Origin of the sequence: Sphingomonas echinoides ATCC 14820 (assembly GCF_000241465.1) — a bacterium.
Classification (GTDB): Bacteria; Pseudomonadota; Alphaproteobacteria; order Sphingomonadales; family Sphingomonadaceae; genus Sphingomonas; species Sphingomonas echinoides.
Genome location: NZ_JH584235.1, coordinates 1586148 through 1600555, shown reverse-complemented (window position 1 = coordinate 1600555; position 14408 = coordinate 1586148). Strand labels below are relative to the sequence as shown.

Genomic DNA, 14408 nt, shown 5'->3' with positions numbered 1-14408 from the left:
CATCAGTCGACCCAGTCCAGCCCCATTTCACGATAGACGTCGCGTTCGTCGTCCCAGCCGGGGCGCACCTTTACGTGCAGATAGAGGTGGACCGGGCGGCCCATGATCTCGCTGAGTTCGGCCCGCGCGCGCGCGCCGATTTCCTTGATGCGTGCGCCGCCCTTGCCGAGCACAATGGCGCGCTGGGTCGGGCGTTCGACCAGGATCTGCTGGTGGATTTCGACCGAACCGTCCTCGCGTTCCTTATATTGTTCGGTCTCGATCGCCGAGGCATAAGGCAGTTCGGCGTGGAGCTGGAGATAGAGCTGTTCGCGCGTCACTTCGGAGGCGAGGCTGCGCTCGCTCGCATCGGACACCTGATCCTCGGGGAAATGCCACGGCCCCTCGGGCATCGCCTTGGCGAGATGCGCCTTCAATTCGGGCAGGCCGTCGCCGGTCGCCGCGCTGACGAAGAAGGTTTCAGCGAACTCGACCATGCCGGTCAATTTCTCGGCGTGCAGCAGCAGCTTGCCCTTGTCGGCCAGATCGACCTTGTTGAGGATGAGATATTTGGGTTCACGGCGATCCTTGATCGCCTCGGCAATATCGGTGACCTTGGCGCCGAGCCCGCCCTTGGCATCGACCACCAGCGCCAGCACGTCAGCACCCTCGGCACCGCCCCAGGCGGCCTGCACCATCGCGCGGTCGAGCCGCCGCTTGGGCTCGAAAATGCCGGGGGTATCGACCAGCAGGAGCTGCGTCTCGCCCTCGATCGCGACGCCCATCAGCCGCACGCGCGTGGTCTGCGCCTTGGGGCTGACGATCGCGACCTTCTGGCCGACCAGCGCATTGACCAAGGTGGATTTGCCCGCATTGGGCGCGCCGAGAATGGCGACGAGGCCGCAATGTTGGGGAGGGATAGTCGGGGGCGTCGTCATGAAATGTCCTTCGTCACCCCAGACTTGTTCCGGGGTCCACGGTTCCGCAAGGGCCGCACTTGCCGTTCCTGCCGCACGGTGGACCCCGGAACAAGTCCGGGGTGACGCCGTGTCAGCGCAATTTCGCGAGCAACGCCGCCGCCGCCGCCGTTTCCGCTTCCTGTTTGGAGCTGCCCTCGGCTTCGGCTTCGGCGAAGGTGCCGAGCGTGGCCTTTACGCGGAAGCGTGGGGCGTGGTGGGGGCCCGAGCGTTCGACCACGTCATAAGCGGGCGTCTTGCGGTTGTGCGCGGCGGCCCATTCCTGCAGCGCGGATTTGGGGTGTTGCGGGGCGGCGAGCTGGCGGCTGGGGCGGTCGGCCCAGACTTTGCGGATCGCACGGCGCGCGCCGTCCAGCCCGGCTTCGAGATAGAGCGCGCCGATCAGCGCCTCCATCACGTCGCCCAGCACATTGTCGCTATCAGAGGCACCGTCGTCGCGGGCCTGCTTGCCGAGGCGGAGTTGGGCTGCAACGCCGAGGCCGCGCGCGACATCGGCGCAGACCGCGCCCGTCACCAGCGCGTTCAGCCGCTTGGACAGCGCGCCTTCGGGTTCGCCCGGGAACAGTTCGAACAGCCATTCGGCCATCACCAGGCCGAGCACACGGTCGCCCAGAAATTCGAGCCGTTCGTAATTCGCCGCCGCCTGGCTGCCATGCGTCAGCGCGCGTTCGAACGGGGCAAGATCAATCGGCGCGTGGCCAAGCGTCGCGGTCAGCCAGTCGTGCAGGGCGCTGCTCAAAAACCCGCCCCGATCCGGTTCCAGCGTGCCGCGGAGAACCAGGTCCAGGGCAGGAACCAATTGGCCGAGCCATCGGTCGAGAAGAACGACACGACCGCTTTGCCCTGGATGCGCTCCATTGGCACCATGCCCATGCCTTCGGGCGGATCGAAGCGGCTGTCGCCGCTATCGTCGCGATTGTCACCCATCACGAAGACATGGCCTGAGGGTACTGCATAGACGCCAGTCTCATCGGCATTGGGCTGTTCGCCGCGGTCGAGCACATTGTAGCTTTTGCCATTGGGCAGCGTTTCGCGGAATTGCTGGTAGCGGCAGATCGGCGTGCCCTTCAGGCTGTCCTCGAACTCGCTCGGGCATTCGGTGCCGCCCGGATAATTGGGGCTGAGCGGGATCGTGAAATCGGCGATCCGGACCTTGGGCACCGGCGTGCCATTGAGAATCACCTGGCCATGGCGCATCTGGATCGTGTCGCCGGGCAGGCCGATCACGCGCTTGATCACATCATGATCTTCGCCGGGCGGGCCGCGAAACACCACCACATCGCCGCGTGCCGGATCGCGGCCGAGGATGCGGCCCGGAATCAGCGGCACGCCCCAGGGCAGAGACCAGCGCGAATAACCGTAATTCCATTTCGACACGAACAGATAGTCGCCAATGTACAGCCGCGGCAGCATCGATTGCGATGGGATGCTGAACGGCGCGAAGACGAAGCTACGAAACACGAACACGATGATCGCGAGTTTCAGCAGGAAGACGAGCGTCTCGCGCGTTTCGGATTTGCGGGCGGGGGAGGAGGGGGCGGCCATGCGCGCGGTTTGGTGCCGCTCCGGTGTCGCGTCAAGCTGGCGGTTGTAACTGCACGGCGCTAGGGCAATCTAAGGCGGATCCTCCCCCCGCCCCCATTTGCCAAAGAGGTGCCCTAATGCCTGCCGACTGGACCGCGATCGAAGCCTTGCCCGCGCCGCGCCTGGAAACCCTGTTCGCCGAAGACCCCAACCGGCTGGCGACCTTCAGCGTCGATGTCGCTGGCCTGCATTTCGACTGGTCGAAGACGCATTTGACCGCGCAAGCGGTGGCCGCGTTCGAGGCGCTGGCCAAGGCGCAGGATCTGGCGGGCAAGCGCGAGGCGCTGTTCGCGGGTGACGTGATCAACACCACCGAGGGCCGCGCGGTCACGCATGTCGCCGAGCGCGGCGAAGGCAGCGTGGATGACGTAGCGAAAGCGCGCGTGTTGCACGCGCGGATGCGCGCGCTGATCGACGCGATCGAGGGCGAGGCGCTCGGGCCGATTCGCCATGTGCTGCACGTCGGTATCGGCGGATCGGCTTTGGGACCGGACCTGCTGATCGATGCGCTGGGGCGCGACGATAGCCGCTATGATGTTGCGATCGTCTCCAATATCGACGGCGCGGCGCTGGAAGAGGTGTTCAAGAAGTTCGATCCGACCGCTACGCTGCTGGTGATCGCGTCGAAGACCTTCACCACCAAGGAAACGCTGACCAACGCCGAATCGGTGCTGCAGTGGATGGGTGAGGCCGGGGTGGACGATGTCTATGGCCGCGTCGTCGCGCTGACCGCTGACCCCGACAAGGCGGTCGAATGGGGCGTCGATGAAACGCGCGTGCTGCCCTTCGCGGATTCGGTCGGCGGGCGGTATTCGCTGTGGTCGTCGATCGGCTTCCCGGCGGCGCTCGCGCTTGGATGGGATAATTTCCAGGACATGCTCGATGGTGCGGGCGAAATGGACCGCCACTTCCGCCAGACTTCGCTCAGCCAGAATGCGCCCGCGCTCGCGGCCTTTGCCGACCTGTATTACACCCAGGTGCGCCACGCCGAGACGCGCGCGACCTTCGCCTATGACGAGCGGCTGCGTTTGCTGCCGTCCTATCTCCAGCAACTCGAAATGGAATCGAACGGCAAGGGCGTGACGATCGACGGCGTGAAGCTCGACCGACCGAGCGCTGCGATCACCTGGGGTGGCGTCGGCACCGATGCCCAGCACGCCGTGTTCCAGCTTCTGCATCAGGGCACGCATCTGGTGCCGGTCGAATTCGTCGCGGTGATCGAGCCGGGCGACACGCTGGCCGAGGAGCATCACCGCCAGTTGCTGCTCAACGCCTTCGCGCAAGGCGCGGCGCTGATGAAGGGGCGGCCCAATGACGATCTCGCGCGCAGCTATTCGGGCGATCGGCCGTCTTCGACGATCCTGCTCGAAGTGCTCGACGCGCGTACGCTCGGCGCGCTGATCGCCTTTTACGAACAGCGTGTGTTCGTGAATGGCGTGCTGCTCGGCATCAATCCGTTCGACCAGTTCGGCGTCGAGCTGGGCAAGGAAATGGCCAAAGCAGCCGATGCGGGCGGGCAAGAGTTCGACGTGTCGACCGCCGACCTGATCAAGCGCGCGTTCGGCTGATGTTGCTGGCGGCGCTGGCGTTGATGACACAATCGGCGGTGGAGATGCGTCATCACCACCGATTGCTCGTCATCGCCGCGCCCGCCGCAACCGATCGGCAGGCGCAGCAGCAGATCGCTGCGCTTGCCGCACGCCAGGAGCCGCTCGCCGCGCGCGACGTGGTGATCGTCACGATCCTGGCGGATCGCGTGGCAGGTGCGCGCGATTCCGCAGCCGCGTTGCGCCGAATTTGGTCGCTCCCCCGCGACCGTTTCACTGTCCTGTTGATCGGCAAGGACGGGCATGAAGCCCTGCGCCAGACCGATCCGATAACCCCCGCAACCGTGATCGCCGCGATCGACGCCATGCCGATGCGCCGCGCGGGCTTGCGCTGAATGTCCTTACGGAGTTTTCGATGACCACCGCTTCTTATGATTACGACCTTTTTGTCATCGGTGCCGGTTCGGGCGGCACGCGGGCGTCGCGCGTCGCGGCCGCGCATGGCGCGAAGGTGGCGGTGGCCGAGGAATATCGCGTCGGCGGCACCTGCGTTATCCGTGGCTGCGTGCCCAAGAAGCTGCTCGTGTACGGCGCGCACTTCGCCGAGGATCTGAAGGACGCCAGGCGCTTCGGCTGGGACGTGCCCGACACTCTCGGCTTCGACTGGGTGCGGCTGCGCGACAACGTGATGGAAGAGGTCAGCCGCATCAACGGTGCCTATACCGCCACGCTCAACAACAATGGCGTCGACATCATTCTCGATCGTGCGGAAGTGACCGGGCCGCACAGCGTGCGGCTGGGCGACGGGCGCGAGGTGACCGCGAAATACATTCTGATCGCAGTCGGCGCGACGCCGGTGGTGCCGGAATGCCCCGGCCACGAACTTGGCATCACCTCGAACGAAGTGTTCCATCTCGACGCCGTGCCCAAGCGCATCTTGATCGCGGGCGCGGGCTATATCGCCAATGAATTTGCCGGTATCTTCAACGAATTCGGCGCAAAGGTGACGCTGATCAACCGCAGCGACGTGATCCTGCGCGGCTATGATGAGTCGATCCGCGACCGCTTGTTGCAGATTTCGATGATGAAGGGGCTCGATTTCCGCTTCAACGCGGCGTTCCGCGGCATCGAGAAGCAAGCCGATGGCAGCCTGCTCGTGTCGATGACCAACCACGAGCCGATCGAAGTCGATTGCGTGCTGTTCGCGACCGGGCGCACCCCCAATACCGCAGGGCTGGGCCTGGCGGCGGCGGGTGTCGATCTGGACGAGAAGGGCGCGATCGTGGTCGATGCCGACAACAAGTCGAGCTGCGACAGTATCTATGCCGTCGGCGACGTCACTAATCGCGTGCAACTGACCCCGGTCGCGATCCGCGAGGGGCAGGCCTTTGCCGACACGCTGTTCGGCGGCAAGCCGCACCGCGTGGACTATGAGAATATCCCGAGCGCGGTGTTCAGCCATCCACCGATGGCGGGCGTCGGCCTGACCGAGGCGCAGGCGAAGAACAAGTTCGGCTCGGTCAAGGTCTATACCTCGGACTTCCGCCCGATGAAGAATGTGCTCGCCGGCCGCAACGAGCGCGCGCTGTACAAGATGGTGTGCCATGCCGAGTCGGGCGTGGTGCTCGGGCTGCACATGATCGGCCCCGACGCCCCCGAGATCCTGCAGGCGGCGGCGGTCGCGGTGAAGGCCGGGCTGACCAAGGACGCCTTCGACCAGACCGTCGCGCTGCATCCGTCGATGGCGGAAGAACTGGTGCTGCTGCGGTAATCGATCGTCCTTCCCGCGCGGCGGGAAGGGCGATCCATCTTTCACCTTACCAGATGTGAACCCGGTCGGCGGGGGCGAGGTACAGTTTGTCGCCGGGCTTTACGTTGAAGGCGGTGTACCAGGCATCGACATTGCGCACGACGCCGTTGACGCGGAAGAAGGCCGGGCTGTGCGCATTGGTCAGCAATTGCTGGCGCAGCGCGCCTTCGCGGTCCTTTTCCTGCCAGACTTGCGCCCAGGCGAGGAAGAAGCGCTGGTCGCCGGTCAGCCCGCCGATCACCGGCGCCTTGCCGTGCTTGGCCTGATAGCGCTGATAGGCGGCATAGGCCATTTCCACGCCACCGAGATCGCCGATATTCTCGCCCATGGTGAGCGAGCCCTTGATGTGCGTGCCGGGGATCGGTTCATAGCCGTCATATTGCTTGCCGAGCACGGCGGTGCGCGCGGTGAAGGCCTTTTTGGATTCGGGCGTCCACCAGTTGCTGATCTTGCCGGTGCCGTCGAACAGACTGCCCTGATCGTCAAAGCCGTGCCCGATTTCATGCCCGATCACCGCGCCGATCGCGCCGTAATTGACCGCAGCATCGGCCTTGGGGTCGAAGAAGGGCGGTTGCAGGATCGCGGCGGGGAAGGTGATCTGGTTCGAGAGCGGATTGTAATAGGCGTTCACCGTCTGCGGGGTCATGTCCCACAGGCTGCGATCGACGGGCTTGGTCAGCCGGTCGAGATCGAGCTGGTGCTGGAACTCGCCGCTGCGCATCGCATTGCCGAGCAGATCGCCGCGATCGATCTTGAGGCTGGCATAGTCGATATATTTGACCGGGTGGCCGATGCGCGGGTCGAACTTGTCGAGCTTGGCCAGGGCCGCAGCCTTGGTCTTGGCGTCCATCCAGCTGTTCGCCTTGAGCCGTTCGCCCAGCGCGCCGCGCAGATCGCCGATCAGCTCGCCCATTTTGGCTTCGCTCTCGGGCGGGAAATAGCGCGCGACGTAGATCTGGCCGACCGCTTCGCCCAGCGCGCCGTTGACGAGGGCGACACCGCGCTTCCAGCGGTCGCGCTGGGTCGGCTGGTCGCGCAGCGTCTTGCCGTAAAAGGCGAAGCTCGCTTCGTCGAACGCCTTGGGCAGGAATTGTGCGTGATCGCTGACGAAGCGGAACGCGACCCAGTCCTTCCACGTCTGGAGCGGCACCGAGTCGAGCAATTTGCCATTGGCGGTCAGCGCGGTGCTGGTCGCCATGATCACGGTCGGGATGCTGTCGAGCCCGGCGGTCTTCAGCATCAAATCCCAGTCGAATTGCGGCGCGAGCGCTTTCATGCCCGCGCGGTCCATCGGCTTGAACATTTCCATCAGATTGCGCTGGCGTTCGGGGCTCCATTGCTCCTTGGCCATCGCGGTTTCGAGCGCGATGATCGCGTCGGCCTTGGTCGTGGCATCGGGAATGCCCGCCAGCGTCTGCATCTGGATCACATAGTCGCGATAGGCCTTGCGGAAGCCGTCATATTTCGCGCCTTCGAGCAGGTAATAATCGCGCCCGCCCATGCCGAGCCCGCCCTGGCTGGCGGCCGCAACATAGCGGGTCGGGTCGGACGGATTGGGCAATTGGCCAAGCTCGACCGGCGAGGCATAGCCGACGCTGGCGAACAGCGTTTGCAGCGCGGCCTTGTCCTGCACGGCGGCGATCTTGGCGAGATAGGGTTGGAGTGGCGCGGTGCCATGCGCATCGATCGCGGCCTGGTCCATCCAGCTCGCATAGAGATCGCCGATCTGCTTGCCCGATGCGCCAAAGCTTGCAGGGTTGGCGGCAAGGTCGGTCAGGATGTCGCGGACGTGTTGTTCGGCTTCGTCGCTGATCACCACCCAATAGCCGGCCGAGGTGCGATCGGCGGCGATCTGCGTGCGCTGGTCCCAAGCGCCATTGGCGAAGGTCCAGAAATCGTCGCCGGGCTTGATCGCCTTGTTCTGCGTCGTGAGATCGACGCCGAATGTGCCGTAACGCGGCCCGCTTTTGGCATCCTTGGCAAGCGTAGGTGCCGCGAGCGCGACGATGGCAGCCGCGGCGGCGAGCCGGGCGAAGGTGGATGTACGCATGAAGGAGCCCCCTAAAACCTGTGTTATGCTTGACCATAACAGTGGGGTGGGGGCTCCGCAACACGTGCCTGCGCGCGTCAGGCCACGCGGTTGGCCACCAGATCATCGACCACCGAGGGATCGGCGAGCGTGCTGGTATCGCCCAGGCTCGACACGTCGCCCTCGGCGATCTTGCGCAGGATGCGGCGCATGATCTTGCCCGAGCGTGTCTTGGGCAGGCCCGGCGCGAATTGCAGCTTGTCGGGCGCTGCGATCGGGCCGATTTCCTTGCGGACCCAGCTGATCAAGTCCTTGCGTAGCGCCTCAGACGGGGCATGCCCCGAATTGAGCGTGACATAGGCGTAAATGCCCTGTCCCTTGATGTCGTGCGGCATGCCGACAACGGCGGCCTCGGCCACTTCGGGGTGCAGCACCAGTGCGCTTTCCACCTCGGCGGTGCCCATGCGGTGGCCCGAGACGTTGATCACGTCGTCGACCCGGCCGGTGATCCACCAATAGCCATCGGCATCGCGGCGCGCGCCGTCACCCGTGGTATATTTGCCGGGATAGGTGGTGAAATAGGTCTGGAAGAAGCGTTCGCGATCGCCCCACACGCCGCGCATCTGCCCCGGCCAGCTCCGCGCGATGACGAGATTGCCCTCGGTCGCGCCGCTCAACACCTCGCCTTCCGGGTTGACGAGTTGCGGGTCGACGCCGGGCATCGGCTTGGTCGCGGAGCCGGGTTTCAGCGCGGTCGCGCCGGGCATGGGGGCGATCATCGCGCCGCCAGTCTCGGTCTGCCACCAGGTGTCGATGATCGGGCAGCGTCCGCCGCCGACGACCTCATGATACCAGCGCCATGCCTCGGGGTTGATCGGTTCGCCGACAGTGCCGAGCAGCTTGAGCGAGCTGCGATCGGTCCGGGCCACGAAATCATCGCCATCCTTCATCAGCGCGCGGAGCGCGGTCGGGGCGGTGAAGATGGTGTGGACCTTGTGGCGATCGACCACTTGCCAGATGCGGCTGGCGTCGGGCCAATTGGGCACGCCTTCGAACATCAGCGTCGTCGCGCCATTGGCGAGCGGGCCGTAGAGGATGTAGCTGTGACCGGTGACCCAGCCGATATCGGCGGCGCACCACCACACATCGCCAGGACGATAATCGAAGCACAGTTCGTGGGTCAGGCTGGCCCACAACAGGTAGCCGCCGCTGGTGTGCATCACGCCCTTGGGCTGGCCGGTGCTGCCCGAGGTATAGAGGATGAACAGCGGGTCCTCGGCACCCATCGGCTCGGGCGGGCAGGTGGCGGGAACGCCCTCGCGCGCTTCATGATACCAGCGGTCGCGCGTCGCATCGAACGGTACTTGTGCACCCGTGGCGGCCACCACGATCACCGTCTTGAGGCCGGGCGCGTGCGCGGCGGCGGCATCGACATTGGCCTTGAGCGGCACGCGCTTGCCACCCCTGCGGCCTTCATCCGCTGTGATGACGATGGTCGATCCGCAATCCTCGATCCGTCCGGCGAGCGCCTCGGGCGAGAAACCGGCGAAGACCACCGAATGGATCGCGCCGATCCTTGCACATGCGAGCACGGCAAAGGCCGCTTCCGGAATCATCGGCAAATAGATGGTGACGCGGTCGCCCTTGGTTACGCCTTGCGCCTTCAGCACATTGGCGAAGACGCTCACTTCCTGGTGGAGCTCGGCATAGGTGAAGCGGCGGGGCTGCTCGCTCGGTTCGTCCGGCTCCCAGATCAACGCCGTGTCGCCACCGCGCTTTGCCAGATGCCGGTCGAGGCAATTGGCGGCGACGTTCAATTTGCCGTCGGCGAACCAGCGGATGTGGAAATCGGCCTTGTCGAACGACCAGTCGCCCGCGATCTCGGGCCGCTTGATCCAGTCGAGCCGCTTGGCCTGATCGAGCCAGAAGCTGCCGGGATCGGCCAGGCTGCGCCCATAGAGCAGGTCATAGCCGTCCGCGTTGATGCGCGCGCGCGCAGCCCATTCGGGTGGGACGGGGTAAAGCTCCTGCTCGGGCATCTTGGTCTCCTATGCGCGCGCATTTGCCGTTCCCTGCTGGTGCTTGGCAAGGGTGCATGGCTTGCGTTCCGTCGCCAAACCGCGAAAAGACGCTGCAAAGAGTTTTAGGGAGTGATCATGTCTTCGACCATCGCCGAACTGGAACGTAAACGTGAAGCCGCTCGCCTGGGCGGCGGTGAGAAACGCATCGCTGCACAACATGCCAAGGGCAAGCTGACCGCGCGCGAGCGGCTCGATGTGCTGCTCGACGAAGGCTCGTTCGAAGAGCTTGATATGTATGTCGAACATAATTGCGTCGATTTCGGCATGGCCGAGCAGAAGATTCCGGGCGACGGCGTGGTTACCGGATCGGGCACGATCAACGGACGGCTGGTGTTCGTGTTCAGCCAGGATTTTACGGTGTTCGGCGGCTCGCTGTCGGAACGCCATGCGCAGAAAATCTGCAAGATCATGGACATGGCGCTGAAGGTCGGTGCGCCGGTGATTGGCCTCAACGATTCGGGCGGTGCGCGTATTCAGGAAGGCGTCGCTTCGCTTGGCGGTTATGCCGAGGTGTTCCAGCGCAATGTGCTGGCGAGCGGGGTGGTGCCGCAGATCAGCCTGATCATGGGGCCGTGCGCGGGCGGCGCGGTGTATTCCCCGGCGATGACCGACTTCATCTTCATGGTGAAGGATTCGTCCTACATGTTCGTCACCGGCCCTGATGTGGTGAAGACGGTGACCAACGAAATCGTCACGCAGGAGGAATTGGGCGGCGCGGTGACGCACACGACCAAGTCGGGCGTGGCCGATGTTGCGTTTGAAAACGATATCGAGGCGCTGCTGGCAGCACGCGACTTCATCGATTTCCTGCCCGCCTCGAACCGCGAAGGCGCACCCGAGCGGCCGTCGTCGGACGCGTGGGACCGGATCGAGGAGTCGCTCGACACGCTGGTGCCAGCCTCGGCCAACCAGCCCTATGATATGCACGAGCTGATCCGAAAGACCGTCGATGAAGGCGATTTCTTCGAGGTGCAGCCGACCCATGCCGGCAACATCATCACCGGTTTCGGGCGGATCGAGGGGCGCACGGTCGGCTTCGTCGCCAACCAGCCGATGGTGCTGGCCGGCTGCCTCGACATCAATTCGTCCAAGAAGGCGGCGCGGTTCGTGCGCTTCTGCGATGCGTTCGAAATCCCGATCGTCACCTTTGTCGATGTTCCGGGCTTTTTGCCCGGCACTGCGCAGGAATTGAACGGCATCATCAAGCACGGCGCGAAGCTGCTGTTCGCTTATGCCGAGGCAACCGTGCCGAAGATCACCGTGATCACACGCAAAGCCTATGGCGGGGCGTATGACGTGATGGCCTCCAAGCATTTGCGTGGCGACCTCAATTACGCCTGGCCGACCGCCGAGATCGCAGTGATGGGCGCGAAGGGCGCGGTCGAGATCATCTTCCGCGGCCGCACGCCCGAGGAGATTGCCGAGCAGACCGCACAGTATGAAGCACGCTTCGCCAACCCGTTCGTGGCGGCGAGCAAGGGCTTTATCGACGAAGTGATCCAGCCGCACTCGACCCGCCGCCGGATCGCTTTGGGGCTGCGGAAATTGCGTGGCAAGCAGTTGGAGAACCCGTGGAAGAAGCACGACAACATCCCGTTGTGAAGGCTGCTTGTCGCAGGCGCACGAAAACCTTATAAGGACATGATAAGGAGCGCCTCGATGCGGACCGAACGTGTCACCTTCCTGACCACGCCTGAGAATAAGGCGGCACTGGACTCTTATGCGTCCGGTGCCGGGAAATCCGTTGGGCATGTCCTGCGTGAGGCTTCGACCCGATACCTTGCTGAACGGCAAAGCGAAGTGGACAGTTATGACGAGGCGCTCGCCCTGGTGCTGCCGGAGCTTGAAATCAGCCTGGCGAAGTGGAACCGCCAGTTGGACGCGATGAATGAATCGATCGACCGCGCCTGCGCGGCGATCGATCGCGCCTTGGCAGGCGACCCCGCGTGAGCACGAGCGAAAAGGCATTCGGCCTCATCAAGGCCGTTTTGACCTATCAAGAGCGCATGGATGGGCTGGAGAAAAAACTGGCCGCGCTCAGCGACGGCCGGACGCGGTTGGCGGATAGCCATGTCGCGCTGCGCGACCGGGTCAGCACGATTGAGGGCTACCTGCGCGGTCGCAGGGATGCCGCCGCTGCATCTGACCTGCCGAGGATCGAAGGATAGTATCGGAACATCCCCGCTTTCCGACGCGCCGCAATCTGGTAGCAGGGACGCCATGATCCATCGTCTTGCCCTTTTTGTCCGCAGGCATAGCGTGTCGCCGGAGCTGAGCCGTGCCTACTGAGACCCCCCTCGATCGTTTCAAGGCCGTGCTGGGCGGCGCAGCGCGCGCGGTTGCGCATGAGCCCGAGATCGAGCTCGCTTTCACCGCCGATTCGCCGAGCCAGTCGGGCAAGCACATCAAGGTGCCAATGCCCGCGCGCACGCTGCCGCCCGAGCAAGTGGCCGAGGCGCGTGGTTTCGCCGACGGTTTCGCGCTGCGGCTGCGCTATCACGACACCGCGCTGCATGGCCGGATCGCGCCGCATGAGGCGGTGGCGCGCGCGGTGTTCGACGCGGTTGAGGGCGCGCGAGTCGAGGCGCTCGGCGGGCGCGGTTATGCCGGGATCGCCGCCAATCTCGACGTTGCGCTGGAAACGCGGTTGCGCGCCGACCCGATTACGCGCGCCCGCACGCGCGACGAGGTCCCGTTATCGACCGCGCTCGGGCTGATGGTGCGCGAACGGTTGACCGGTGCGCCGCCGCCCGAAGCCACCGCGCCGGGGCTGGACCTGGTGCGCGACTGGATCGAGCAGAAAGCGGGGCGTGACCTTGATGCGCTGGGTCTCGCGATCGACGATCAGCGCGCCTTTGCCAGCCTCGCCACCAAGCTGCTCGAAGATCTCGAATTGATCGAAGGGGACATGATCCCCGACGAATCCGAAGAAGGCGGTTCCGAGGATGAAGGGACCGAAGAGCAGCAGGACGATCAGGGCGACGAAGGCGAAGACGAAGGCGAGCAGGGCCAGGGCGAAATCGAGGCGCGCGGGTCCGAGCAGGATTCGGACAGCGAAGAGGGCGAAGGCACCGAGCAAAGCGACGAATCGTTCGACGATATGGACGGCGAGCCCGGCGACGAAGGCGAGGAGGGGATGCTCCCGGTTCGCCCCAACCGACCGTTTGCGGATTTCGCGCCGCAATTCGAATATAAAGCCTGGACCACCGCCTATGACGAAGTCATCGCCGCGACCGACTTGTGCGATGCCGATGAACTGACGCGGCTGCGTTCCTATCTCGACCAGCAATTGGTGCATTTGCAGGGAGCGGTGACCAAGCTCGCCAACCGCCTGCAACGCCGCTTGATGGCGCAGCAGAACCGCAGTTGGGATTTCGATCAGGAAGAGGGCATTCTCGATGCGGCGCGCCTGGCGCGGATCGTGGTCAACCCGACGCTGTCGCTGAGCTACAAGGTCGAGCGCGAAACCGACTTCCGCGACACGGTGGTGACGCTGCTGATCGACAATTCCGGATCGATGCGCGGCCGCCCGATTTCGATCGCGGCGATCAGCGCCGATATTCTGGCGCGCACGCTCGAGCGGTGCGGGGTCAAGACCGAGATCCTCGGCTTCACCACACGCGCGTGGAAGGGCGGACAATCGCGCGAGACCTGGCTCGCCGCCGGGCGGCCGCCGCAGCCGGGGCGGCTCAACGACGTGCGCCACATCGTCTACAAAAAGGCGGACGAGCCATGGCGGCGCGCGCGCACCTCGCTTGGGCTGATGATGCGCGAGGGGCTGCTGAAGGAGAATATCGACGGCGAGGCGCTGCTCTGGGCGCATTCGCGCATCATCGCGCGGCCCGAGGAACGCAAGATCCTGATGGTGATTTCGGACGGCGCGCCGGTCGACGATTCGACGCTGAGCGTCAATTCCGGGTCGTATCTCGAGCGCCATTTGCGGCAGGTGATCGGCTGGATCGAAGCCAAGTCGCCGGTCGAACTCGCGGCGATCGGCATCGGCCATGACGTGACGCGCTATTATGCGCGCGCGGTGACGATCATGGATGCGGAACAGCTAGGGGGCACGATCATTGAGCAGATCGCCGCCCTGTTCGATGCCCCGATGGGGCGAGGGCGTGGTTGAAGCGCCGCCGGGCGGGTTTATCGGCCCGGTCAAGCGCTCGGTGACCATTGCCGGACACCCAACCTCGATCAGTCTGGAACCGATCTTCTGGCGTGCGCTGGAGGCGCAGGCGGAAAAGCGCCTGCTGCCGCTCAACGCGTTGATCGCGCAAATCGATTCCGTGCGCATCCTGGCGGACGATCCCCCCAACCTCGCCAGCGCTTTGCGAAGCTGGGTGCTGGCGGCGCAAAAATGCGAATAAATCGCAATAGCATTGACAATGCGAGTGACTCGCA

General features: G+C 64.7%; 13 protein-coding genes. 8 read left to right on the top strand and 5 right to left on the bottom strand.

Features of this window, described 5'->3' with window-relative positions; translation table 11 throughout:
- Positions 1 to 2: 2 nt before the first annotated feature.
- The 3 genes from era to lepB form a co-directional block, all read right to left on the bottom strand.
- Positions 3 to 917: a GTPase Era gene (era, locus tag ON00_RS07525; RefSeq protein WP_010404562.1), complete on the bottom strand. Its 915-nt coding sequence runs from the start codon at positions 915 to 917 to the stop codon at positions 3 to 5.
- Positions 918 to 1029: 112 nt separating this feature from the next.
- Positions 1030 to 1695 (bottom strand): ribonuclease III, encoded by a 666-nt coding sequence (gene rnc, locus ON00_RS07520; RefSeq protein ID WP_010404561.1) that lies wholly within the window; start codon positions 1693 to 1695, stop codon positions 1030 to 1032.
- A complete protein-coding gene (gene lepB / locus ON00_RS07515) occupies positions 1692 to 2501 on the bottom strand; it encodes a signal peptidase I (RefSeq protein WP_010404560.1) in 810 nt (269 codons plus the stop codon). Before lepB ends, rnc begins: the two co-directional genes overlap by 4 nt.
- A 116-nt stretch (positions 2502 to 2617) precedes the next feature.
- On the opposite strand from lepB, the gene pgi reads away from it, so the two are divergent.
- Genes pgi through gorA form a run of 3 tightly spaced genes read left to right on the top strand, consistent with a single transcriptional unit; the run spans position 2618 to position 5858 of the window.
- On the top strand, positions 2618 to 4108 hold the full coding sequence (pgi, locus tag ON00_RS07510) for a glucose-6-phosphate isomerase (RefSeq protein ID WP_010404559.1): 1491 nt from the start codon (positions 2618 to 2620) through the stop codon (positions 4106 to 4108).
- Positions 4108 to 4482 (top strand): DUF4174 domain-containing protein, encoded by a 375-nt coding sequence (locus ON00_RS07505; protein ID WP_010404557.1) that lies wholly within the window; start codon positions 4108 to 4110, stop codon positions 4480 to 4482. Before pgi ends, ON00_RS07505 begins: the two co-directional genes overlap by 1 nt.
- Positions 4483 to 4502: 20 nt before the next feature.
- Entirely contained in the window at positions 4503 to 5858 is a 1356-nt protein-coding gene (gene gorA / locus ON00_RS07500; protein ID WP_010404556.1) for a glutathione-disulfide reductase, read from the top strand.
- Between the two features lie 46 nt (positions 5859 to 5904).
- Here gorA and ON00_RS07495 read toward each other — a convergent pair whose 3' ends face one another.
- On the bottom strand, positions 5905 to 7947 hold the full coding sequence (locus tag ON00_RS07495; RefSeq protein ID WP_010404555.1) for a M13 family metallopeptidase: 2043 nt from the start codon (positions 7945 to 7947) through the stop codon (positions 5905 to 5907).
- A gap of 77 nt (positions 7948 to 8024) precedes the next feature.
- Positions 8025 to 9965 carry an acetate--CoA ligase gene (acs, locus tag ON00_RS07490; RefSeq protein ID WP_010404553.1) on the bottom strand — a complete coding sequence of 647 codons (1941 nt, stop codon included), beginning with the start codon at positions 9963 to 9965 and terminating at the stop codon, positions 8025 to 8027.
- A 117-nt stretch (positions 9966 to 10082) separates the two neighbouring features.
- On the opposite strand from acs, the gene ON00_RS07485 reads away from it, so the two are divergent.
- The 5 genes from ON00_RS07485 to ON00_RS07465 all read left to right on the top strand — a co-directional run bounded on the left by ON00_RS07485 (position 10083) and on the right by ON00_RS07465 (position 14374).
- Positions 10083 to 11609: an acyl-CoA carboxylase subunit beta gene (locus tag ON00_RS07485; RefSeq protein WP_010404551.1), complete on the top strand. Its 1527-nt coding sequence runs from the start codon at positions 10083 to 10085 to the stop codon at positions 11607 to 11609.
- Positions 11610 to 11666: 57 nt separating this feature from the next.
- Positions 11667 to 11957: a hypothetical protein gene (locus ON00_RS07480; protein ID WP_010404549.1), complete on the top strand. Its 291-nt coding sequence runs from the start codon at positions 11667 to 11669 to the stop codon at positions 11955 to 11957.
- A complete protein-coding gene (locus tag ON00_RS07475) occupies positions 11954 to 12175 on the top strand; it encodes a hypothetical protein (RefSeq protein WP_010404547.1) in 222 nt (73 codons plus the stop codon). Before ON00_RS07480 ends, ON00_RS07475 begins: the two co-directional genes overlap by 4 nt.
- Before the next feature lie 110 nt (positions 12176 to 12285).
- Positions 12286 to 14133 (top strand): cobaltochelatase subunit CobT, encoded by a 1848-nt coding sequence (gene cobT, locus ON00_RS07470; RefSeq protein WP_010404545.1) that lies wholly within the window; start codon positions 12286 to 12288, stop codon positions 14131 to 14133.
- The gene (locus ON00_RS07465; protein ID WP_010404543.1) at positions 14105 to 14374 is read left to right on the top strand and encodes a ribbon-helix-helix domain-containing protein; all 270 of its coding nucleotides are present in this window, start codon (positions 14105 to 14107) and stop codon (positions 14372 to 14374) included. The genes cobT and ON00_RS07465 overlap by 29 nt, the downstream gene beginning before the upstream one ends.
- Positions 14375 to 14408: the final 34 nt, after the last annotated feature.

Coding starts and splice junctions, on each gene's coding strand:
- gorA (WP_010404556.1), top strand. CDS start 4,503: ATGACCACCGCTTCTTATGATTACGACCTTTTTGTCATCGGTGCCGGT.
- ON00_RS07465 (WP_010404543.1), top strand. CDS start 14,105: ATGCCCCGATGGGGCGAGGGCGTGGTTGAAGCGCCGCCGGGCGGGTTT.
- ON00_RS07485 (WP_010404551.1), top strand. CDS start 10,083: ATGTCTTCGACCATCGCCGAACTGGAACGTAAACGTGAAGCCGCTCGC.
- lepB (WP_010404560.1), bottom strand. CDS start 2,501: ATGGCCGCCCCCTCCTCCCCCGCCCGCAAATCCGAAACGCGCGAGACG.
- era (WP_010404562.1), bottom strand. CDS start 917: ATGACGACGCCCCCGACTATCCCTCCCCAACATTGCGGCCTCGTCGCC.
- pgi (WP_010404559.1), top strand. CDS start 2,618: ATGCCTGCCGACTGGACCGCGATCGAAGCCTTGCCCGCGCCGCGCCTG.
- ON00_RS07505 (WP_010404557.1), top strand. CDS start 4,108: ATGTTGCTGGCGGCGCTGGCGTTGATGACACAATCGGCGGTGGAGATG.
- acs (WP_010404553.1), bottom strand. CDS start 9,965: ATGCCCGAGCAGGAGCTTTACCCCGTCCCACCCGAATGGGCTGCGCGC.
- ON00_RS07480 (WP_010404549.1), top strand. CDS start 11,667: ATGCGGACCGAACGTGTCACCTTCCTGACCACGCCTGAGAATAAGGCG.
- ON00_RS07495 (WP_010404555.1), bottom strand. CDS start 7,947: ATGCGTACATCCACCTTCGCCCGGCTCGCCGCCGCGGCTGCCATCGTC.